Genomic DNA, 20,994 nt, shown 5'->3' with positions numbered 1-20,994 from the left:
GAATACAGTAAATAAAATACACGTTTAAATAATATTATTCTATTTAAATTAAATATTAAAGCAATGGCTAAATGGTGTTAGCGGCGATTAAATCATGAATTGGTTTTTTTAATTACAATATCATGAAGCTGTTGCTTTTTATATTATTTTAAATAATATAATATTTTAGAAAAAGCCGATAATCGGAGATGAAGAGAGGTAATGGTCATGATACGTTTTGAAAACGTAAAGAAAAAATTTGGGGATACAGTCGTTTTGAATAATATCAGTTTTAATATTGAACCGGGAGAGTTCATTGTTCTTATTGGTCCCAGTGGTTGCGGGAAAACAACAACACTAAAATCAATTAACCGACTGATTACACCGGAGGAGGGAAAAATATTTGTCAATGGACAGGATATTTCAAAAGCAAACCCAGTTAAACTCAGACGTAAGATTGGTTATGTCATCCAGCAAATTGGTCTTTTCCCAAATATGACGATTGAACAAAATATTGGACTTGTGCCAAAACGTCTGAAATATTCCAAGAGCGAAATTAAGAAAATTACCAAAGATTTGATGGAAATGGTTGATATGTCCTACGATGAATATGCCCATAAGTATCCGACAGAACTTTCGGGTGGACAACAACAAAGAATTGGGGTGTTACGTGCGTTAGCGGCATCACCGCCAATTGTGCTAATGGATGAACCATTTGGAGCACTCGATCCAATGACGCGAGCGACGCTTCAGGAGGAAATTGTCAGATTACAGAAAAAGTTAAAAAAAACCATTGTTTTTGTTACTCATGATATGAATGAAGCCCTGGATTTAGCAGACAAGATTATTTTCATGGAACATGGTGAAATTGTCCAGATGGCCACTCCAGATGAAATGCTGGCTAATCCTGCCAATGATTTAATTCGTGATTTTATGCGAAAATCGTCTGCGACTTCGGATCCTTCAAATTTAACGGCAGCAGATTTTATGAGGACGAATGCCATTAGTGTTTATAAAAAAAGAAGCATTCGTGAATGCACGGATTTGATGGCCCGGCAACACATTGATTCCCTCTTAATTAAAAATGATGATGATACGTATGTCGGTATCATTACAATAAAAGACGTAAGAAAGCATGGAAAATCGTCAGGTTCGATTGGCGAGATAATACCCAACGAAAACATTACGTCTGATGCTGGCGAAAATGCAAAAGACGCCTTCGATAAGCTTTATAATTCTGGGGATAATTATGTCGTTGTTTTAAATAATGATAAAACTATCGCTGGGATCATTTCCAAAACAAGCATGGCAACAGCTATGGCGGATACGTTGTGGGGTGATATGCAATGAGCTTTTTTGAAACATATGGTGACCGCCTGATTACCGCTATCCAAGTACATTTATGTTATGTGTTGACTTCTGTAACGATTGGATTTGTCGTTGCACTGATTCTGGGTATTCTTCTATCTCGCATTCCTCAATATGCAAAAATCATCATGCCGATTCTTTCAATCTTTCAGACAATTCCAGGTATTGTTTTCATTGGAGTATTATTCCTATACTTGGGGATGATTCCAGCGACGGTTATTATCGCGTTAGCTGTTTACGCGATTTTTCCGGTACTTAAAAATACGTATACCGGATTATTAGATGTAAAACCCGAATATATCGAAGCGGCGAAAGGCTGTGGGATGTCACCGTTACAAACGCTTTTTGAAGTAGAGTTGCCTTTAGCATCGCCGTCTATTATTACCGGTCTGAGGATGTCGACCATTTATACAGTTAGTTGGGCTGTATTAGCGGCGATGATCGGCTTAGGAGGTCTTGGCGAATTTATCTATATTGGCATTGCATCAAACAATAACGAATTAATCTTAGCGGGTGCGATTCCATCTGCGATTATGGCAATTATTTTGAGTTTATTAATTGATGTATTAGGTCGATTTATTATTCCAAAAGGGTTAAGGGGGGCGAAATAATGGATTTTTCATTAGTATTTGAACATCTTTATCTTGTATTGATGACGGTTTTATTTTCAGTTATCGTGGGACTGCCTTTGGGCGTTTTAGCTTATATAACACCATCGGTTCGAAAAATCGTATTGTGGGCAGTTGAAATATTACAAACAATTCCAGCGTTAGCTCTTCTTGGTTTGATCATCATCGCACTTGGCCCGGGAAAAACAACTGTTATTGTAGGACTTGTACTTTATTCACTTTTGCCGATTGTTCATAACACCTATATTGGTCTGGAATCTGTCGATAGTGGGATTAAAGAGGCTGGAAAAGGAATGGGATTAACTCAATTTGATCGTCTTATTTCAGTTGAAATACCATTGGCATTACCGATGATTTTTACCGGCATTCGCATTGCAACAGTTACCACAATAGGGGTTGCGGTATTCGCAACTTCAGTTGGAGGAGGTGGTTTAGGAGCAGTAATTTACAAGGGAATTCGTACGCAAAATATGGAGTTGATTCTTTTTGGTACAGTAGCATTGATGATTATGGCGATATTGTTTGATGTTTTAATGATATGGATTAATAATCGTCTCACTAAACGAACGTCAAATTAAGAACATTTACCAAATGAAAAGAGCATGTGTAAAGGCGTGTGGTTGAAAAATTCATGTTGCGCAGGTAACCATACAGAAATTTTGTAATGATACAAATTGGTATTACGATATGAAAGGGAAAAACATGAAAAAGTTAATGAGCTTTATTGTTGTAGTATTATTGGCGCTCGCTGCTACAGGTTGTAGCACAGGCAAAGACGAGGCTTCAATCATTATTTATGATGGAACGTTTTCGGAAATGAAAATTGTTCATCAAATGGTTAAAATGGTTGTTGAAGATCATACGAAGGCAACCGTCGATATTCGAGATGAAATGGATGAAGTGAATACATTTAAAGAAATGGTCGCTGGACATGTGGATATATTAAATACCTATGATGGAACATTATTAACAACATTCTTGAAGTTAGATACATCGGATATACCTGAAGGAATGTCGCTTTATGACTATGCGAATGGAGTTGCCTCAAAGGAAAAAGGGGTTCATTTGCTTAATAAATTAGGATCAGAAAACACCTATGCAGTTGGTGTGTTACCAGAAACTGCTGAAAAATATAATCTAAAAACAATATCTGATTTAGCCGCTGTTTCTGATCAACTTATTTTTGGAGCTGAACATGGTTTTTATACTGAAGAAGGTAGTATGAAATATACACCATTCATAAAGTTTTATGGTCTTAATTTTAAAGAAAATAAACCGATTGATTTGTCGTTAAAATATGCAGCGATTAAAAATGGGAGTATTGATGTTACGATTGTTTATACAACTGATGGCTTGAATAAAGAAGCCGGCTTGGTTATTTTGAAAGATGATCGAAATTTCTTTCCGGAATATAATGATGCATTACTTGTGAGAAACGATTTGTTTGAACGATTCAAAGATATTGCGCCGAATTTAGAAGAAGTATTAAATAGTTTAGGAGGACAGTTCACAGATGAAATCATGACCGATCTTACTTATGAAGTTGATGTTAATGGCAGAACGCCAGAAGACGTCGCACATGAATATCTGTTAAATAAAGGCTTAATATCAAAATAGTTAAACTTTCCATGGCATGGGTTGCCATTTATATTTTTACAAATGGTTGTACCGTTGAACCAGGAGCTGCTAACCCTTTTGGGAGCTCCATTATTTTAATGGCTTCCAGTCTTAGTGCAAAACCTTCGGTACCCGCGCTTTCACCATTATTTGTCCAGCCCTCCTCGCAAACCGCTTTTCATTTCTTGCTTTTTTCGTAATTTTGAACTTTTCAAACATAACCGAATCAATACCAAAAAAACAGACCCGACAAGGGTCTGTTTTGATCTTTTTATTAATGAACATCTAGGTTTAAATTGAGGTTATTTATTTCGCATCCAATTCTTTTTAAGTTCCGTTGCCTCAAAATTTATTCCATCAACAGTTCTTTTAATAATACATTTTAATTTATTTTCATCTTGATTTATATTTCTTTTGTTAGGTTTTAATCGTTTCTTCATCATTTCAGTTAAGTACCCGCCGCGAAACATCTTTGGCTCAAAGGCCATGATAAAGGCTTCAGGTTCATACTCATGAATTATTCCTAACAATTTGGCTTCTTTTTTTCGTTTTGTTAATATATCCAGATTAATTCGTTTACCATACTTGCCTTCTCCCAAATAAACGGTAACGCCAAACCCTTCATCTCGGAGAATATTGACTAATACTTCATTGTCATGGGTAATGTTAACTTGCATACTAGCAAAGCCAATGGCCAACTTTTCTTCAACTAAAATTCCCACTACCAAACCTAATGCGAATCCGAATGCATAGACAATCATTTCAACGATGTTTCGCTCTCCGGATAACACTATTGTTAAGCCAAATATATAGACAAGCGTTTCTAAAAATCCAAATATTGCTGTTAGGATTTTTAAATTCTTTACCATACAAATGGTACGCAAGGTAAGCATTGGTACATATAACAATTGAATGAAAATGATTAATAATAATTCTAACATATTTCCTCCCGTGTTACTCTATTAAAAGTTATTGCCGATTATCAATCATGTATTCGGAATAACTAATTTGCTTTATGTCAAGTGTAACATGCATTTTACTAAATAACAAAAATGAATAGGCTTTCTTAATTGTTTTAAATGGATTATTGTTATATAATAGCTAAAAGACTAAACAACTTATAGGCAGTAGCTGGGGAATTGCGGTGGTGAATTTTGACAAGTAAATCCCTTGAATTTAGGGCGTTAAACGCATCTGTTAAAAAAGAACGTGTACTCAATACCGGGTAGCGTTCTTTGTTTATATTAAGACGGTCGTTGGGGTGACCAGTGTCGGCCCAGCGACACGAACAAATTAATTTTACAATCCGAAAATATTGAATGGAGGAACTTTTTTGAGCGAGAATAATATAGCTTTATTGATCGATGTCGACAATGTTAGTGCAAAATATGTAAAAAGCATCTTTGATGAGCTAAATGCTTTTGGTACCGTGTCAATTAGAAGAATTTATGGTAACTGGAAAAGAACTTATGGCTGGAATGAAGATATCTTGCTGGAATATTCCATCCAGCCAATTCAGCAATTTGATTATACCAAAGGAAAGAATGCGACGGATATGGCCATGGTTATTGACGCCATGGACATTCTGTATACGCATCATATCGATGTCTTTTGCATCGTCACCAGTGACAGTGATTTCACGAAATTGGCGATGCGGTTGCGAGAATCACAAGCATATGTGATTGGCATGGGGGAATCGAAGACACCGATGGCGCTTACTAAAGCCTGCAATAAATTTTTGCATCTTGATTTGATCGCCTCTGATGAGCCAAAGGTTGAAGAAATTAAAGAGAACGTGCCGAATGAAAAAAATGTTGAAATACCAGAAACGATGGAATCAAATGTCACCCCGATCAGTCAAATTCAGGAATCAATCCTCAATATGATTGCGGAATCAGATTGTCTGACCTTAGGTGAAGTTGGCTCTTCGCTGGGTAAACTATTTACTGATTTTGATGTCAGAAATTATGGTTATTCGAAACTCAATGTTTTTATTCGGGAAGAATTTCCGAAAATTCAAATTGAAGAAAAGGACGGGTCTTTCTTTGTAAAGATGAAAAATGATGTTGATATCATTACAGTTAAAAGGGAAATAATCGAGATCATCAAAAGTAACCACGGGGTTGTGGGAAACCTATCGATCATCCATAATGCTTTGAAAACGAAACATAATCATTTCAATTTAAAAGATTATGGATACAGTCGCTTTTCAAGCCTGTTGAGAAGCATTGACGAAATATCGGTGGATGGCAACAAAGTCAAATTGAAAGAAAAAAATAAAAAGTAAAATTAAGGTTACCGGTTTCAGCTTAACTTAATACAGTACCATCATAAAAAAACCGACCTTCTTGTCGCCGGCATTATAGATCATCCCAAGCTTTCTTGACATGGAAACAATATCCATGCCGCTGCCTTCCATGGAATAGCGCTTCTTTTCCGGAAAACGACAGGGCTCAGATGTTTTGGCGGCACACTCTTTGCAAAGATTGCAGCCGCCGGGACCAGCAATCATTACCAGTTCATCTTTGAGTTTTTGGCGCAGTTCATCTAATCGTTCAAAGACTTCAGTCATACTGTCTTCCATCTTTTCATAGTATTCCCCGAGAAACATAATTTTATTCAGGATAATGGCATGATCATAGTTTAAGAAGCGTTGCTTATTTTCTTCCATATCGCCGGAAAGTGGTGGGCACGCGTAGTTTAGACCGTAATTTCCACAGGTGTTGGCTTTGCAGCTGGCAAAAACAGCGTCAGCAAAAATAATATCGGCTGAAGAAATTTCCTTGTATTCGTCGAAACCGACTTCATTGATGGCGTTGATAATTTTATCTCTTAACATTGTTCCTCCAAAGATTATTTTAAGATTAAAACACGAAATCGTATTTAAATAATCAATCGTTTTTTTTTTAATAGTTACGTTTCATTTTATAACATAAAACGCGGATCGGCTACCAATTAATTAAATTTATTTTTACCTCATCTTACCTGTGACAGGGGTATGCCTCACCAGGCCCAAGATTCTCTGGGCTGTTTTGTTCGGGCCGTTTCAGTTGCGTTCCAGAATCAGCAGGGACAAGCCCAGATAAAGCAGTTCGTCGTTGGAATCAAAGTCAATTTTAAACAGTTGCTGCATCCGCTCCAGCCGGTTGAGGAAGGAACTGCGATGGATAAACAGCTTTTTGGCCGCCGCGGCCGCATTGAGCCGACAGTCAAAATAGACCAGCAGGGTTTGGTAATACTCCGTATGCTTATTGGCATCATGCTGTCTGAGCGCCAGCAGCTTTTCACTGCAGATCTGATGCCTTTCAAAGGAACCGGGGCTGTTTTTCAAAAGATAACTGAAGGCGTAGTCGTCAAATTTATAAATCCAGAACATCGGTTGATTGCGGGTGCCGAAATCCAGTGCGATTTCTGTCTGTCGATAGGCTGCCCGCAAATCAGCCATATCTGAAAAAACCCGGCTTAATCCGGCAACCAGCAGACTTTCCCGGAGAAAATAGGGGAGTTGGCGATAAAAGTCTTTATCATCCGCGGATTTGAACTGATCCAGATTAATCAGCATCAGCAGACGTTCCTGGAAATTCAGACACACGCAGCCCTGCCATTGATTTTCAATTTCGGTACTGAGATAATCCGTATAGACATTTTTGGAATACCGGGTGTTGGACCGAAACTGGATCAGCTGGAGATGATCGGTATTTTTCCAGCCATTTTCCAGAGCTGCTTTTTGCCATTGTTCAATGGCGTTCTGATCATTCCGGAGCAGCTGCCCCAGCGGCTCCCGCAGACTGTTCAGAGCCACTTCCTTTAAATCAAAGGACTGATATTTCTGATACAGCTTATCCGCCGTGATAAATAAATGGGCCAGAATGCTCCGGACATAGATTTTCACGAATTCCGCACTGCCGCTAACCAGCAGAATGACAAACCGTCCCACATATTTATTCTCGTCAAAAACATTTTTACAGATCATTTCGTCGGCACCTGTTGCCGAAACAGCGACATAATCAAAAACTTCCGGGACCTCATAAAGCAATTCAAAATCCGCATCGCTGATGAAATCATTGACCACTTCAGGCAAGGCATTGTTATTTTCGTCCATATAAAGTTCATCGCTGTTGGCCGAAATGGATTTGGAATAGGCTGTGTAATGAAATTTCTTATCAATCAGGAGAATCTGCTCCGCGAGAATCGGATCACAGCTGTCAATCAGGTCTTGAAAGCTGCCGTTTTCATAATAGATCTGGCTGAGTCGTTCATCCCACTGGTCGAACTGGTTGTAGACATCCTGAAGATAATTGAAAAGTGCTGCCTTGGAAAGTTCGGCTTCCATCACCAGAACCGTCCCTTCAATCATCTTCAGCGATCGGTTTGGTTTTTCGGTGCATAAAAAGAGGGAATCGGCACCATGGTTGCGGCTGTCGATCAGAGCTTTGAGCCCATCGCCATCGATGATGACCACGGCCGCGGAAAGATCCAGGCCGGTTTCATAAAATACCGGACGCTTAAATCCAATTTCAGTTTCACTCTTTTTTTCATATCGCACCGGCAGAATTTTGGCCAGCCAGTAATAGATCATATCCTGAGAAAGTCTCATAGTCACCTCTCAATTTTAAATTGCCAGATAAAGTTTTTTAGAAATGTCATGGCTGTTTCTTCATTCTATGTCATTCAAAATCATTTTGCAAGAGCGTATTCCTATTTTGAATCGTTATCCTACAACATGTCGGGTATGCGACCGCCATTACCCTCCATTGTGCCGTATGTACATTTCGTAAAAATATCGATATAATCAAACTATGTAAACGGTTATAATTGAAAATTAACATTAAATTGGCATATATTGATAAAATTCAGGAGGAAACAGCATGTTAACACCAAAAGAAAATTTTTTAATGGCAGCAGTCGAACACAAAAACCCGGAGTGGGTTCCCAACGAAATGAGTGATGTCATTATGGTTGGCGGTGCGTTTGAGAGTTTTGAAAACGGGCCGGCCGGCGGGGGCCTGGACGGATTCGGGGTGACCTGGCATGCCACCGAATCCGCTGGCGGGCAACCGGTTCCCGGTGGTAAACCGGTACTGGATGATGTTACCCGATGGGAGGAGGTAGTTAAGTTTCCGAATCTGGATGAGTTTGACTGGGAGGGCAGCGCCGCCATGCAGTTTGGCATCATGGGCGCCGATCGCGATCAGCGCGTGGTCGAATATGGCATTTGGAATGGTCAGTTTTTACGGTTGACGCATCTGATGGGTTTTGAAAATGCCCTTTGCGCCATGCTGGAAGAACCAGAGGCCTGTGACGCCCTGTTTAGCGCGATCACCGATTATAAAATTGAACTGGTCGAACGGGTGGCCCAACACTTCAAACCGGACATCATTACCAACTATGACGATATTGCCACCGAAAGAGGGCTGTTCATGTCCCCGGGTAATTATCGGTCGCTGATTAAACCGCATCATAAACGGTTGAATGAGGCCATTAAAGCGCAGGGAATTGTCCCCTTTATCCATACCTGCGGGAAATGCGAAGATGTGATTTCGGATTATATTGAAATCGGCACAGCGGCCTGGTCTTCGGCTCAACCGATGAACGACATTGCCGGTATTTTGCAAAAATACGGCCGCCAGATCGCCGTGGTCGGCGGTTACGATACCAATGGCCGGGCTGGTTTGGAAGCTGCGACCAATGAAGAAATCGATGGGGAAGTCAAGCGCTGTATGGAAACCTACGGACCTTATGGCAGCTATGTATTCATGGGCTTTAGATTGGTCAGCGGTTCCGATATGATGGCTTTTCTGGGTGCCCTGGCACCGATTAATGCCGCGGTCGAAAAATACAAAAAGCGCTAATCGCGAATAAGCAATTCCACTTGAATAGAGCTAAGGATGGCATGAAAGCCCCTGACGATTTTATCTGTCGGGGGCTTTCATGATTATGCGGCAATTGCCGGTTTTCCAATTGCTCAAAGGTCTAATTGTTGTTTGACAACCGCAGCTCGCCTTCTGAAAAAAATACACCGGCTGAACTGTCATTTGAGTATTCCGTTGACAGAAAAATATGGATAGAATATAATATTTATAATTTAACCGGTAAAGCTATTGATGCGACTGATGAATTGATCGGACGAAAAACGCTATTATTGTTAGGAGAAAATTTTGGATAAGAAAAAGATTAAAATTGCGATTCTGTCGATATCATCACTATTGATGATATCGATGACAGCTTCTGCCGTTCTGGCGGATATGCAACGCTATTTTGTGGGTGTTGATTCGTCGCTGATTCAGATGGTAGTAACCATCCCCTCATTAATGGCGATGGTGTTTGCCTTTGCATCCGGGCCCCTATCCCTGCGGATGCCAAAAAAAAGCCTGGTCATTTTTGGCCTGGTCTGCGGCTTAACCGGTGGGATGGTGGCGCTGCTTTTCGGTACCATCAGTATTTATGTGCTGCTGGGCTGCAGCCTGTTGTTGGGGATTGCCCAGGGGATTAATTCGACCATGTCGATGGCCTTGATTGCAGATTATTTTGTGGCTAATGAAAGCGGCGCCCTGATGGGCCTGCAGTCAGCTTTTGTCAATGGCGGCAGCATGGTGCTGCTCTTTACTTCCGGGATGCTGGCCGGGATTCAATGGCAGATGTCCTATCTGGTTTATCTGGTTTTTATTCCGGTGATCGTGATTGTCATGAAAAATCTGCCCAATGATCAGCCTCAGACCCATGCCGATGAAAAGCACCCTGAAAAAAGTGCAAAACTGAATGCCCGGGTTTATTTCACCGCGCTGATCATGTTCCTGTTTGGCGCATTCCTCTTTGTCTATCAGACCAATGTCGCCATGTATGTTGCCGCAAAAGGATTTGGCGATGCGTCAACCAGTGGGCTGATCAACACCGCCATGTCGGCCGCCGGGATGCTCACCGGGGTTCTGTTTGGACGGATGCAGCGTGTCCTCAAGAAGCTGGTCATGCCCGTTTCGTTACTGGTAGGCAGTCTGGGGATGCTGTCGATCTTTGTGATCGGCTCGCTGCCATCGCTGTTTGTCGGCGCCATGTGCTGCGGCTTCTGTCTGGCGACGATTAACCCAGCGGGAACATTTGTGGCCGCCAATGCCGTTCATTCATCCATCAGTTCATTGGCGATTGCCGTTGTCACCGCCGCCACCAGTGTGGGAATCTTTGTCTCGCCAATTCTGTCCAATGCAGTGGCCAACGCCGCCGGAGGCAATATTTCTGTCAAGTTTCTGATGGCTGCCGTCGGACTATTTGGAACGGGTGCCCTGTCCTGGATTGGCAACATGGTGCTCGATAAAAAACAGGAAATAGTTTAAAAAAAGCATCATCATAATGATCAGCATTAAAGAATCAGACAGTTCCCCGGCGCAGCATTGCCGGGGATTTTTTTCATAATTTTCAGTCCTTTCCAGTTGGCGTATCGTGATGATGTGATCGGATAGATACAGTCACAAGAAAATTTTAATCGCTGGTTTTATTTCACGAGCACATTCTAACGGGTGTGCTTTTTTGTGTTACTCATCGGCAACCAGAAAGTGAAAGTAAAGAAGCAGCGTGGCGAAAAAGGATGATTTATTCTGGCTATTTATGTGCTTGGAGCGTATAATAAAATCATCTGAAAAATATTGATTCGATTCGGAATGATTCATTTTAAACGTGCCCGGCAGCGCTTAAGCCCGGTGACATAAAAACGCATACACGGAGGAACAATGGAAAACACAGGCAACATCGGATTTGAAGAAACACTTTGGAAAGCCGCAGACAAGCTCAGAGACAGCATGGACGCCAGCGAATATAAGCACGTCGTGCTGGGGCTGATCTTCTTAAAATATATCTCGGACAAATTTGAAACCAAATATAACGAACTGACCGCAGAAGGGGAAGGCTTTGAAGAAGATCGGGATGAATACGAATCCGAGAACATCTTCTGGGTCCCCAAAGAAGCCCGCTGGACCTTTATCATGGATAATGCCAAGGACACCAAGGTGGGGCAATACATCGATGACGCCATGATCCTGATTGAAAAAGAAAACACCTCCTTAAAAGGTGTTCTGGATAAACGTTATGCCCGTCCGGAAATCGATAAACGGCGGTTAGGAGAACTCATCGATTTAATTTCCACCATTAAAATGCATGACAACAGTGAAAAAGATTTACTGGGCCGAGTCTACGAATATTTTCTGGGCCAGTTTGCCAGTGTCGAAGGCAAAGGCGGCGGAGAATTCTATACGCCCACCAGCATGTTAAAACCCTGGTTGACATGATCGAACCCTACCAGGGCCGGGTCTATGATCCCTGCTGCGGTTCCGGCGGGATGTTTGTTCAAAGTGAAAAGTTTGTGGAGGATCATCAGGGTAAAATCGAAAACCTGTCCATTTATGGCCAGGAAATGAATGCCACCACCTGGAAGCTCTGCCGGATGAATCTGGCCATCCGGGGCCTGGATGCCAACCTCGGCACCCACTATGACGACACCTTCCATAACGATCTCCACAAAACCTTGAAGGCCGACTTTATCCTGGCCAATCCGCCCTTTAATATCAGCGACTGGGGTGGCGACCAGTTAACCGACGATGTCCGCTGGAAATTCGGGATTCCTCCCACCGGCAACGCCAACTACGCCTGGCTCCAGCACATGGTCTACCACCTGGCTCCCAACGGCGCCGCCGGGATTGTTCTGGCTAACGGATCGCTTAGCTCTAACACCTCCAATGAAGGGGAGATCCGCAAGAACCTGCTGGAAGGGGACATGGTGGACGCCATTGTGGCCCTCCCGGACAAGCTGTTCTATTCCACCGGGATTCCCGTTTCGCTGTGGATTCTCAACCGCAATAAAGCGGATAACTCTGGCTTTAGAAGCCGCTACCATGAAGTGCTTTTTATTGATGCCCGTCAGTTAGGTGAAATGATCGACCGCCGACACAAGGTGCTAAAAGCCGACGATGTGGCCAAAATCGCCGACACCTACCACCAGTGGCGAAACCGTGACGGCCACTATGAAGATAGCAAAGGCTTCTGCAAATCTGCCAACCTGTCAGAAATCCGAGAGCATGAATACGTGTTGACCCCGGGCCGCTACGTGGGGATTGAAGACGCGATAGATGATGGCATTCCCTTTGAAGAAAAAATGGAAAACATGACTGCCAATCTGGCCGAACTGTTTGCCAAATCCCGGCACCTGGAAGATGAGATCCGGAAGAATCTGGGGGGGAATTGGGTATGAGTTTTAGGCTAGCGGTAGTGGCGGAATTTCAAAAGGGTTTTGCATTTAAATCAAAAGATTATGTTGATATTGGTGTGAAAATTATAAAAGTTTAGAATTTAACAGATGATTCTATTAATTTTGGTTCATGTGTTTGTATTAACGAAAGTGTTGCCAAAGATTTAGAAAAATATTCATTAAAAATGGATGATATCATTATAACTACTGTTGGTTCATGGCCAACTAATCCAGCATCTGTTGTTGGCAAAGTTATTAGAGTTCCCCCAAAAAAAAGACGTGTTTACTTAATCAAAATGCGGTTCGTATTAGAAGTAGGGAAAATTTTGATCAAAAGTATTTATACTATCTGCTTCGTAATAATGATTTCAAGGAGTATATAATCAATACTGCACAAGGGAGTGCAAATCAGGCAAGTATAACTCAAAAGGATATTAAAAAATATACACATATGTTTAGAGAAAAAGGGGAACAAAAAGCCGTTGCCCATATCCTCTCAACCTTGGACGAAAAAATCGAAGTCAACAACCAGATCAACAAAACCCTGGAGAAAATGGCCCAGGCTATTTTCAAGCAATGGTTTGTGGCTTTTGAATTTCCCAATGAAGAGGGCGAACTCTACCAGTCCAGCGGTGGGGAAATGGTTAAAAGTGAGCTGGGGTTGATACCGAAGGGGTGGAAAGTAGGTTCTCTAGGCGATATTCTGACGTTGAATTATGGGAAATCATTACCTGCTAAAAACAGATTGGAAGGTAATGTGAAGGTTTATAGTTCAGCAGGCTTAACTGGTTTGCATAATAAAGCTTTAATTTATGAACCAAGCATAATTGTAGGAAGAAAAGGAACGATTGGAACGGTTTATTTTTCCACAGTACCTGCCTTTTGCATTGATACGGCATATTATGCGACACAAACAGATAGTAAATACCCATTAATATTGATGTATCAATTCCTTAAAGAAATAGATTTAAAACAATATAACGAAGACAGCGCTGTTCCAGGATTGAATAGAAATACGGTTTACGCAATAAAAATAGTAATTCCGTCATTAGAAATTCAAAATAGTATAAGCGTTCAGATTTTAGCGATTTATAATTTTATTTTTGAAAATATAAAGCAGAATGAAAACTTAAGAGCAATCAGGGATTTACTTCTACCAAAACTGATGGCGGGGGAAATACGTATTCCCTTAAATGAAGTAAATTAAATGACTCAACAAAAACAAATTTTAGAAAACTGTTATCACTGTGGAAACAAGGGTCTTTTGCAAATTTGGGGTTTAAAGAAACATTGCTTTTCTGTTCTAATAGTGGATTTTTGTGGAAGTTTGTACCTGACACCACCTTAAAATTTTTGCGTTGGTGGTGTCTGTCACTCAACTTGTTAAAGAGAACAGTGAATAAAATAGAAACAATGTTTAAAATACAAATCAAATGATGAGGTAGTTAATCAGATTAAACTGGTGGATTTTTTACACAATGTATCGATACTGAGTTACATAGGAAATTAAAAGGTGTTATCAGTTGCCAAAAATTTATATTTATGGAGAATGTAAAATGAACAATGGACTAGTGTCTACAAACAATATAAACCTTCCGAACGCATTAGATGCAACACTTCCGCAAATTAATGAAATTATGAAAGCTTTTAACCTTCCAAGAGACATACTTGCCAGTGACGCTGAAATCGCTTATGCTTGGAGTGAATTACCGAGAGAAATAATGAGAATCCCACCTGAATTAAGAGATGGTTTAATTGTGAGAATGTGTGTTGCCACTTCAGTTGGGTTATTTGATGGAGCGATCAATTACATATGGAATTCTGTCATAATAACATTGAAACAGAAAGTTAAAAATTTTGGTCTTTCATTAGTTGCAAGCACATTAGGAAAAAGTTTTGATGAACAAGATCTAAACAACTATATGGATTCCCAATTGCTTGATATGTGTTACAAACTGGAATTGCTTTCAGAAGATGGTTATTTCTTTTTAAATCAATGTCGCGACATACGCAACAACTTTTCATCCGCACATCCGAGTATAGCTCAAATTGACGATAGAGAATTAATCAACTTTATTAGCAGATGCTGTAAATACGGAATTACAAATGATTATTTGTTACAAGGCGTACATGTCTCAGATTTCTTATCATCAATAAAGGGTAGAAAGCTTGATGAAGACGAATTAGAAATATGGAAGCAACGACTTATTGAAACTTTCCCGGCACAGAGGCAATTGTTAATACCAATGCTTATGGGAATCTACTGTGACCCTGATTCGTCTGAAACTACTAGACTAAACGCTTTAAAAATTTGCTTATTAATCATTGAATATATTGATGACAAAACAAAATCGTCAATGATAGAACAATACAATAGGTATTTTGTCAAGGGGGATACAGACAAATGTACTGCTGCAAAAAGATTTTTTGAAAAGCTCAAAATGCTTAACCTTTTAAGTACTTCTGAACAACATTCAATTGTAAAAAATGCATGTAAGAATTTATTAAATGCTCATCTTGAATTTAATAATTTTTATAATGAGCCACCATTTGCACAAAGATTATTAGAAATAACTAGCTCACTAAAAACCCCTGAAACAGTCCAAAACGAATATGTGTATACAGTTTTAATGGGGTATATTGGTAATCCATATGGTGTATCAAACGCAGCAATATATTTTTATGAGGAAATGATAAGAAACTTTTCACCAAGGGAAATAGATTATTTGCTTAAACTAAACAATTTAAAATCACTCTTTACAGAAAAAACAAAAAACTATAAATGTTGCAGAGAACGATATGTAATGGCATTAAAAATGATTGACAATTATAGTATGAATACAACGCAACTTGCACAATATGACAAACTCATCAAAATGTTAGAGTAAAGAATTATATATTATATTTCGGATCCAGTGCTAGGCACTGATAAATTAGGATCAGATTATATTTAGTAATATGTGATCTTTTGAGGTAGTTTGACGAATGTTGCGGAAATTAATCGAGTGATGTTTTCAGAACGCATCCTGTGAAAATATAGTAAAAATTAATCTGCGTCTTCTACATCTTGAGTGAAACGAAAGGATTGGTAAAAAATGAAAAACAACGGTGATATCGTACCTTTTATCAAACAAAAAGACTATATAATGGTTAACAATGTATTTGGAGGTGGATCATTTGCGAAAACGGTACTGTTACAAGATCCATTCATTGATGAATTATTTGTAGCAAAAAAATATGAGCCCTTATATGAGGGCCTTAAGGAAAAGTTTTATAAAAATTTTCTCGATGAAATTAAGATTCTATATAAACTGAACCATCGAAATATTGTTAGGATCTATAATTATTATGCTTATGAGGATGTTTTTACTGGCTATATTTTGATGGAATATATTGATGGAGCAAACATTGAAGAATACATAACTGAATACACTGGCATCGGCGATCCTGTAACATTGGATGACTTGTTTATGCAATTAATCGATGGATTTTGCTATATTGAAGAACATTCTATTATACATAGGGATATAAGAGAAGGAAATATTTTAATTGATAAGTTCGGTACTGTAAAGGTTATTGATTTTGGTATTGGTAAAATTTTCGAAAAGTCAACTATGGGTTTTGATAGTTTAGTTACAGAAATTAATCGAAAAGGGTCCGATACATTGCCGCAGGAATATTTTGAAGGTTTTTATACATCTCAAACGGATATGTTTTATCTTGCCGAACTAGTAAATCGTTTACTCAAAGGTGCTAAAATACAGGAGATGTTAGATTTTTCTTATCAGGATATTTTAAATAAGATGATGGAAAAACTGCCGGTAGATAGATTTGAGAACTTTGTAGAAATTAAAGGAGCAATGGGGAAACATGATTTTATAAACATGAAAATTTCCAAAGAAGATAAGGTGGTTTATCAAAAATTTGTTAATCTAATTTATAAAGCCCTTTCTTCCTTTACTGATGAGCAGAAATTCAATTATGATTCAGAAATATTCATAGCTAAACTTGAAAAGGCATTAAGAGACAATCTTTTTGAAGAGGTTATTCACAAAAATGCAGACGTAATCAATAGTGTGGTTTCTGGCAGTTATAAGTACAATAATCACGTTGATATACCGTGTACTATCGTAAAAGATTTTCTTGATTGGTTTAAAAAATCGATGCCCCAATCACAGAAACTGATATTAACGAATATAATTTCCAAACTATCTATGATTGATGTTGTAGAAGAAGAATCAGAAGTCCCATTCTAATCAAAAATGACGTGGGGTCGCTTCAATCGTCAAATGCTGAAGTCTTTCCTGCAAATGGAGCACATGGGGTCGGCACCCTTAACTAAAATACTGGATGCATGGACGCTTCGATCAACATATGTAGTCGTTTTTAGGATATTTGTCACTAAAACATAGCTGTGTTTTCCAATGCATATACTAAGATTTTAAAATAATTAAAACTCGGAGGGTAACAACGATGCAGGAATCGATTTTCGATTATCCAAAGGCATATATACCAACAGATAAACGTGAGGCAAAGGAAGACTATTTTATGCAGCTATTTGCATGGCTTTTGCAGAATGTGGATCATCTTGCTCACAAGTATTGTAAAAAATTGCTTTTAAGATTAGAACAAACTAATAATCATATCATACAACAGAATGATTTTATAAATGTCGAGACGCAAGTGACGGTAACGAGTGGAAGAATTGATTTAGTCATAAAAATAAATGATACAATTGGGTTTATTTGTGAACATAAAGTCAATTCATTACTAAAGTGAAGATCAGATTGATAAATATTTGAAAAGCCAAAAAGAATTAGGGAACCATACTTTTTATTCGGTAATTGTAACGTTAGATCAGTTTTAACATACACAACAAGATGTATTTCCAGTTTGAAATTTAATGTTTCTACCCATTTGTATTTTCCATTCTTGATAACGACAGCATAATTGATCGGAAGGAATTGCTGTTAGAGACTGGACAATAAGGATTCAAGAATTTATGAGGTTAAGGATGATTAGAGAAATCGAACAGAAGGATTCAAAAGAAGAAGACAACAAGAGCTTTGAGATGACCAAGGGAGAAAGATATCGGTTTAAATTAAGATATGGAGGAATATTCTTTATAACACTGACGGTGCCTGGTTCAAATTAACTATAAACGATCTTAAAATATAAGGAGAAAAAAGATGAAGCAAATGAAGCAAATGAAGCAAATGAAGCAAACTGAATCCTATAACAAACAGGATGCCATTTTATTCGCGGGTTTCTGTTATCAGACCTATCCGTTTTTTGATCAAAATAAATTAAATCTGCCAATGGAGTTTGAACTTTGCTGCTCATTCTGTGGTATGGCAGGGGTGACTGAAAAAGCAGAAGAAAAGTTTGGCTTCATCGCGGAGTCTGAGAATCGGATTGTACTGGCTTTTCGTGGATCGGATTCGACTCTGAATCTGGATTCTGATCTCGATCTTTTTCAGACTCCATTTCCCTATGTGGAAAATGTCGGCAACAGCCATAGAGGAATTACCCGGGTTTATCAGTCGATGCGCGAAGAGTTGATCGAGATTGTACAGAAACTTCCGGAAGGCAAAAGACTCTATCTAACCGGCCATAGTCTGGGAGGGGATCTTGCCATCATGGCAGCTCTGGACTTTGCTGTCAATATACCGAATAAAGACCTTGTTGTTTACACTTATGCTGCGGGTCGACCGGGAGATCCGGATTTTGTGGGCGCTTACAACACGCATGTTAAAAATAGCTACCGAATTTTTAATGTTCATGATTTTATCCCAACCCTGCCGGCATCTGAATATCCGCCGCCTTTTACGGAAAAGGGGTTATTTTATGAACACGTTGATTTTTCGGTGCCGATTAGTTTTCAGATGAATAACCTGTTCTTAAATCACCGGATAAACTGTTATTTTCAGAAGTTGGGTGAGTTGGATATCGATTATATGAACACTTTGCGTAAAAAGAACCCGGAGTTTTGTCCTGAGGCCATTAATTTACAGGAATTGGCAGTTTCAATAGCAAATGAGACCCGTGAAACACATGCCTGACACTAATTTATAATATCCTCACGCCGTTTAAGGATCACGTTGGGATGTACGCAGACGCCCTCTATGCCAACGGCATCACGCCTGACCTGGAGTATTCCCGGGAAAAGGCCATGGCCGAGTTGATGATTATGAAATTATTTGACCACGAAATCGGTAAATACGCCTTGGCGAGGATCTGAGTAGGAACATGTGAAGAAAATTTTCAGGGATTAAGAAGGTGGGAGCATCGGTGTCAGATAAAAATAAAAAATCAATGAGAACGGACTATCAAGTAATTTTTGAAGAAGCATATCATTTGATGGATGAAGCGATCATAGCGGGTAATTGTGGTGAATGTTGTGGCTATCATTGTTGCCGCCGTAACGACGCCGATGGTAAGCGATTGGGTATGTATTTATTACCCCTTGAATATGAATATATGCAATGTGAGATCGTTACAGATTACGATCTGCACAGTCATCTGCAGTATAATATGCCTTCTAAAATTAAGAAATATTATTATATCTATTGCCATCTAGCAGAAGGTTGCCTAAGAGACCATCGTCCCATTCAATGCCGGACCTACCCCTTTGAACCCCATATCGAAAATGGTAAATTCTCAATTGTGATTGAAAAAGAGCAGATTCATGGCTGTGTACTGATTGAACGAATGCCAGAGTGGCGCCAGGCCTTTATCGATGGTGTTTATGATGGTTGGCTTGAACTGATGAAGATCCCAATCATTAAATATAACATTGAATATTTTTCAAAAGAGCGAGTTGCAGCAAATAACATTATGAAACAATATATTTCAAATACACACGAGGACGGAGGTTTTGTGTCCCTGAGTCATTTCTAAATGATTGGTTTTTATCATCAGGGTACAGGCTCTTAATAATCAACCTTGATTTCCTTTGCACAAAGCATGTGTTCGGTGTGCAGCATACCGATATTTGTAACCATCACTTGGCCTGCAGTAGCCGGGTAATTCATAAATATGGCAATGGTTACTGCCATTGCCAACCCGTCAAGTGGAATATTCAGGAGGTTGAAAATAATAGTGAACAGAAAAGGACCAATCCCTGGAGACGGTGGTACTGCAACAGAGAGAATCATACAGAGGATGACCACGGGAATGATTTCCGCCATGGTAAACGATATCCCATAAAGGTTGGCTACAAACAGGGATATTAATAGCCATATGGGGATTGCAAACTGTTTGTTAAAGAGTGCACCGACCGGAATTGAAAAACTAACCACGTAATCTCTGACTTTCTGTTTGACAGAAGCGATCAAGGTATGGCTGGCAAAGGTGGCACTTGAGCTACCGGTGGAAAAGGCAATCAGTAAAATTGAACCGGCTGATTTAAAATATGTAACGGGGTTCATTTTTTCAATCAATGCCACACTTAGCAGCATAATCACCACTAGGGCAAGAAGTGGCACTAACATCATGGCAATCAAACCGATCGATCCCAAAAGAGCACCACCGTTACCGGCGATCATCATATTTAAGATGTTGATAAATATAATCAAGGGCATCATGGCACAAACGGCATCTAATATGGTTGTGAAAATCAAATTGCCTTCTGTAATAATTTTGGTTATAAAGGGAAATCGCCCTTTAAGGGTGAGCATTACAATTCCGCTGACAATGGCGAGGAACATAATTTGAAGGGTGTTGCCATCTAAAAAAGGCTGGATGATATTGCTTGGGATAATGCCAAACACCATCGTTCCGATTTGGTTCCATAAGTCACCAGACCCTCCACCTGATGAAGCGGAACCCTCACCCACGAAGAATATCCAGGCGGTTAAAAGGGCAATTGCGGAGGACACCAAAATGATTCCCAGCGACCAAATCAATAAGCTCCGAAAAATACGCTTCATCTGAGCCATATTATCCATGTTGAAAATGCTGCCGATGGTGGAAAGAAACAGCACGGGAACCACCAAGGCGTTAATGAATCCAAAAAAAGTTCCGATTAGCGGTTTTAGGATGTAAGTGCCTCAAAAGATGGCGTATAGCAAGTTCAATCCAAACCTGCTATACTGAGCACATCATTATTTGAGGCACTTTTTGTAGTTATGCTTGAGTCTGCAAACCTCGGGCAATTCCTGAGACCAT

19 protein-coding genes and 3 pseudogenes are annotated in these 20,994 nt (G+C 39.6%); 17 read left to right on the top strand and 5 right to left on the bottom strand.

All coding sequences use genetic code 11. The features are described from left to right. The first annotated feature begins 207 nt into the window (after positions 1 to 207). The 4 genes from FZC40_RS13705 to FZC40_RS13690 all read left to right on the top strand — a co-directional run bounded on the left by FZC40_RS13705 (position 208) and on the right by FZC40_RS13690 (position 3,593). Complete coding sequence (locus tag FZC40_RS13705) at positions 208 to 1,329, top strand: betaine/proline/choline family ABC transporter ATP-binding protein (protein WP_148605313.1); 1,122 nt, start codon at positions 208 to 210, stop codon at positions 1,327 to 1,329. Further along, positions 1,326 to 1,958: an ABC transporter permease gene (locus tag FZC40_RS13700; protein WP_148605311.1), complete on the top strand. Its 633-nt coding sequence runs from the start codon at positions 1,326 to 1,328 to the stop codon at positions 1,956 to 1,958. The genes FZC40_RS13705 and FZC40_RS13700 overlap by 4 nt, the downstream gene beginning before the upstream one ends. After that, on the top strand, positions 1,958 to 2,554 hold the full coding sequence (locus FZC40_RS13695) for an ABC transporter permease (protein WP_148605309.1): 597 nt from the start codon (positions 1,958 to 1,960) through the stop codon (positions 2,552 to 2,554). Before FZC40_RS13700 ends, FZC40_RS13695 begins: the two co-directional genes overlap by 1 nt. Before the next feature lie 124 nt (positions 2,555 to 2,678). Next, a complete protein-coding gene (locus tag FZC40_RS13690) occupies positions 2,679 to 3,593 on the top strand; it encodes a glycine betaine ABC transporter substrate-binding protein (protein WP_243135822.1) in 915 nt (304 codons plus the stop codon). 28 nt (positions 3,594 to 3,621) lie between these two features. Here FZC40_RS13690 and FZC40_RS13685 read toward each other — a convergent pair. After that, positions 3,622 to 3,747: pseudogene (locus FZC40_RS13685) on the bottom strand (hypothetical protein); the annotation flags it as partial. A 148-nt stretch (positions 3,748 to 3,895) separates the two neighbouring features. Further along, complete coding sequence (locus FZC40_RS13680) at positions 3,896 to 4,534, bottom strand: DUF2179 domain-containing protein (protein ID WP_148605305.1); 639 nt, start codon at positions 4,532 to 4,534, stop codon at positions 3,896 to 3,898. Positions 4,535 to 4,926: 392 nt separating this feature from the next. Between FZC40_RS13680 and FZC40_RS13675 the strand changes: the two genes are divergently transcribed. Beyond that, on the top strand, positions 4,927 to 5,880 hold the full coding sequence (locus FZC40_RS13675) for an NYN domain-containing protein (protein ID WP_148605302.1): 954 nt from the start codon (positions 4,927 to 4,929) through the stop codon (positions 5,878 to 5,880). A gap of 27 nt (positions 5,881 to 5,907) precedes the next feature. Here the strand turns inward: FZC40_RS13675 and FZC40_RS13670 are convergent, their stop codons facing one another. Next, on the bottom strand, positions 5,908 to 6,432 hold the full coding sequence (locus FZC40_RS13670) for a DUF2284 domain-containing protein (RefSeq protein ID WP_148605300.1): 525 nt from the start codon (positions 6,430 to 6,432) through the stop codon (positions 5,908 to 5,910). A gap of 207 nt (positions 6,433 to 6,639) precedes the next feature. Beyond that, on the bottom strand, positions 6,640 to 8,190 hold the full coding sequence (locus FZC40_RS13665; protein ID WP_148605298.1) for a PucR family transcriptional regulator: 1,551 nt from the start codon (positions 8,188 to 8,190) through the stop codon (positions 6,640 to 6,642). A 271-nt stretch (positions 8,191 to 8,461) separates the two neighbouring features. Here FZC40_RS13665 and FZC40_RS13660 point away from each other — a divergent pair, with 271 nt between their 5' ends. The 12 genes and pseudogenes from FZC40_RS13660 (at position 8,462) to FZC40_RS13615 (ending at position 19,725) form a co-directional block, all read left to right on the top strand. Beyond that, positions 8,462 to 9,445, top strand: a complete 984-nt coding sequence (locus FZC40_RS13660; RefSeq protein WP_148605295.1) for a uroporphyrinogen decarboxylase family protein — start codon at positions 8,462 to 8,464, stop codon at positions 9,443 to 9,445. A gap of 306 nt (positions 9,446 to 9,751) precedes the next feature. Then, entirely contained in the window at positions 9,752 to 10,921 is a 1,170-nt protein-coding gene (locus tag FZC40_RS13650) for an MFS transporter (RefSeq protein WP_148605291.1), read from the top strand. A 393-nt stretch (positions 10,922 to 11,314) separates the two neighbouring features. Then, positions 11,315 to 12,835, top strand: a pseudogene (locus tag FZC40_RS17815) (class I SAM-dependent DNA methyltransferase). Between the two features lie 273 nt (positions 12,836 to 13,108). After that, positions 13,109 to 13,366, top strand: a pseudogene (locus FZC40_RS17810) (restriction endonuclease subunit S); the annotation flags it as partial. 12 nt (positions 13,367 to 13,378) lie between these two features. After that, positions 13,379 to 14,032 (top strand): restriction endonuclease subunit S, encoded by a 654-nt coding sequence (locus tag FZC40_RS13640; protein WP_186843828.1) that lies wholly within the window; start codon positions 13,379 to 13,381, stop codon positions 14,030 to 14,032. Positions 14,033 to 14,381: 349 nt separating this feature from the next. Then, complete coding sequence (locus FZC40_RS13635; RefSeq protein ID WP_148605287.1) at positions 14,382 to 15,713, top strand: hypothetical protein; 1,332 nt, start codon at positions 14,382 to 14,384, stop codon at positions 15,711 to 15,713. 207 nt (positions 15,714 to 15,920) lie between these two features. Further along, complete coding sequence (locus FZC40_RS13630) at positions 15,921 to 17,081, top strand: protein kinase family protein (RefSeq protein WP_148605284.1); 1,161 nt, start codon at positions 15,921 to 15,923, stop codon at positions 17,079 to 17,081. A 217-nt stretch (positions 17,082 to 17,298) separates the two neighbouring features. Continuing rightward, positions 17,299 to 17,604 carry a hypothetical protein gene (locus FZC40_RS13625; protein WP_148605278.1) on the top strand — a complete coding sequence of 102 codons (306 nt, stop codon included), beginning with the start codon at positions 17,299 to 17,301 and terminating at the stop codon, positions 17,602 to 17,604. Positions 17,605 to 17,839: 235 nt separating this feature from the next. After that, entirely contained in the window at positions 17,840 to 17,980 is a 141-nt protein-coding gene (locus tag FZC40_RS17170) for a hypothetical protein (RefSeq protein ID WP_186843829.1), read from the top strand. 34 nt (positions 17,981 to 18,014) lie between these two features. After that, complete coding sequence (locus FZC40_RS13620; protein WP_243135821.1) at positions 18,015 to 18,887, top strand: lipase family protein; 873 nt, start codon at positions 18,015 to 18,017, stop codon at positions 18,885 to 18,887. Between the two features lie 44 nt (positions 18,888 to 18,931). Continuing rightward, positions 18,932 to 19,066 carry a hypothetical protein gene (locus tag FZC40_RS17610; protein ID WP_279233343.1) on the top strand — a complete coding sequence of 45 codons (135 nt, stop codon included), beginning with the start codon at positions 18,932 to 18,934 and terminating at the stop codon, positions 19,064 to 19,066. Between the two features lie 50 nt (positions 19,067 to 19,116). Further along, on the top strand, positions 19,117 to 19,725 hold the full coding sequence (locus tag FZC40_RS13615; protein ID WP_148605275.1) for a hypothetical protein: 609 nt from the start codon (positions 19,117 to 19,119) through the stop codon (positions 19,723 to 19,725). 32 nt (positions 19,726 to 19,757) lie between these two features. Here FZC40_RS13615 and FZC40_RS13610 read toward each other — a convergent pair whose 3' ends face one another. Further along, positions 19,758 to 20,852, bottom strand: coding sequence for a dicarboxylate/amino acid:cation symporter (locus FZC40_RS13610; protein WP_279233344.1), 1,095 nt, complete (start codon positions 20,850 to 20,852; stop codon positions 19,758 to 19,760). Positions 20,853 to 20,994 lie beyond the last annotated feature (142 nt).

Source organism: Acetobacterium tundrae, from assembly GCF_008086615.1.
In the GTDB taxonomy this organism is placed as follows: Bacteria; Bacillota; Clostridia; order Eubacteriales; family Eubacteriaceae; genus Acetobacterium; species Acetobacterium tundrae.
This window is presented reverse-complemented; position numbering and strand designations above follow the sequence as displayed.

Excerpts from the sequence above, each read along its gene's own strand:
- FZC40_RS13635 (WP_148605287.1), top strand. The coding sequence starts at position 14,382 with ATGAACAATGGACTAGTGTCTACAAACAATATAAACCTTCCGAACGCA.
- FZC40_RS13660 (WP_148605295.1), top strand. The coding sequence starts at position 8,462 with ATGTTAACACCAAAAGAAAATTTTTTAATGGCAGCAGTCGAACACAAA.
- FZC40_RS13640 (WP_186843828.1), top strand. The coding sequence starts at position 13,379 with ATGGCCCAGGCTATTTTCAAGCAATGGTTTGTGGCTTTTGAATTTCCC.
- FZC40_RS13700 (WP_148605311.1), top strand. The coding sequence starts at position 1,326 with ATGAGCTTTTTTGAAACATATGGTGACCGCCTGATTACCGCTATCCAA.
- FZC40_RS13665 (WP_148605298.1), bottom strand. The coding sequence starts at position 8,190 with ATGAGACTTTCTCAGGATATGATCTATTACTGGCTGGCCAAAATTCTG.
- FZC40_RS13690 (WP_243135822.1), top strand. The coding sequence starts at position 2,679 with ATGAAAAAGTTAATGAGCTTTATTGTTGTAGTATTATTGGCGCTCGCT.
- FZC40_RS13705 (WP_148605313.1), top strand. The coding sequence starts at position 208 with ATGATACGTTTTGAAAACGTAAAGAAAAAATTTGGGGATACAGTCGTT.
- FZC40_RS13630 (WP_148605284.1), top strand. The coding sequence starts at position 15,921 with ATGAAAAACAACGGTGATATCGTACCTTTTATCAAACAAAAAGACTAT.
- FZC40_RS13680 (WP_148605305.1), bottom strand. The coding sequence starts at position 4,534 with ATGTTAGAATTATTATTAATCATTTTCATTCAATTGTTATATGTACCA.
- FZC40_RS13695 (WP_148605309.1), top strand. The coding sequence starts at position 1,958 with ATGGATTTTTCATTAGTATTTGAACATCTTTATCTTGTATTGATGACG.
- FZC40_RS17170 (WP_186843829.1), top strand. The coding sequence starts at position 17,840 with ATGATTAGAGAAATCGAACAGAAGGATTCAAAAGAAGAAGACAACAAG.
- FZC40_RS13625 (WP_148605278.1), top strand. The coding sequence starts at position 17,299 with ATGCAGGAATCGATTTTCGATTATCCAAAGGCATATATACCAACAGAT.
- FZC40_RS17610 (WP_279233343.1), top strand. The coding sequence starts at position 18,932 with ATGTACGCAGACGCCCTCTATGCCAACGGCATCACGCCTGACCTGGAG.
- FZC40_RS13620 (WP_243135821.1), top strand. The coding sequence starts at position 18,015 with ATGAAGCAAATGAAGCAAATGAAGCAAATGAAGCAAACTGAATCCTAT.
- FZC40_RS13670 (WP_148605300.1), bottom strand. The coding sequence starts at position 6,432 with ATGTTAAGAGATAAAATTATCAACGCCATCAATGAAGTCGGTTTCGAC.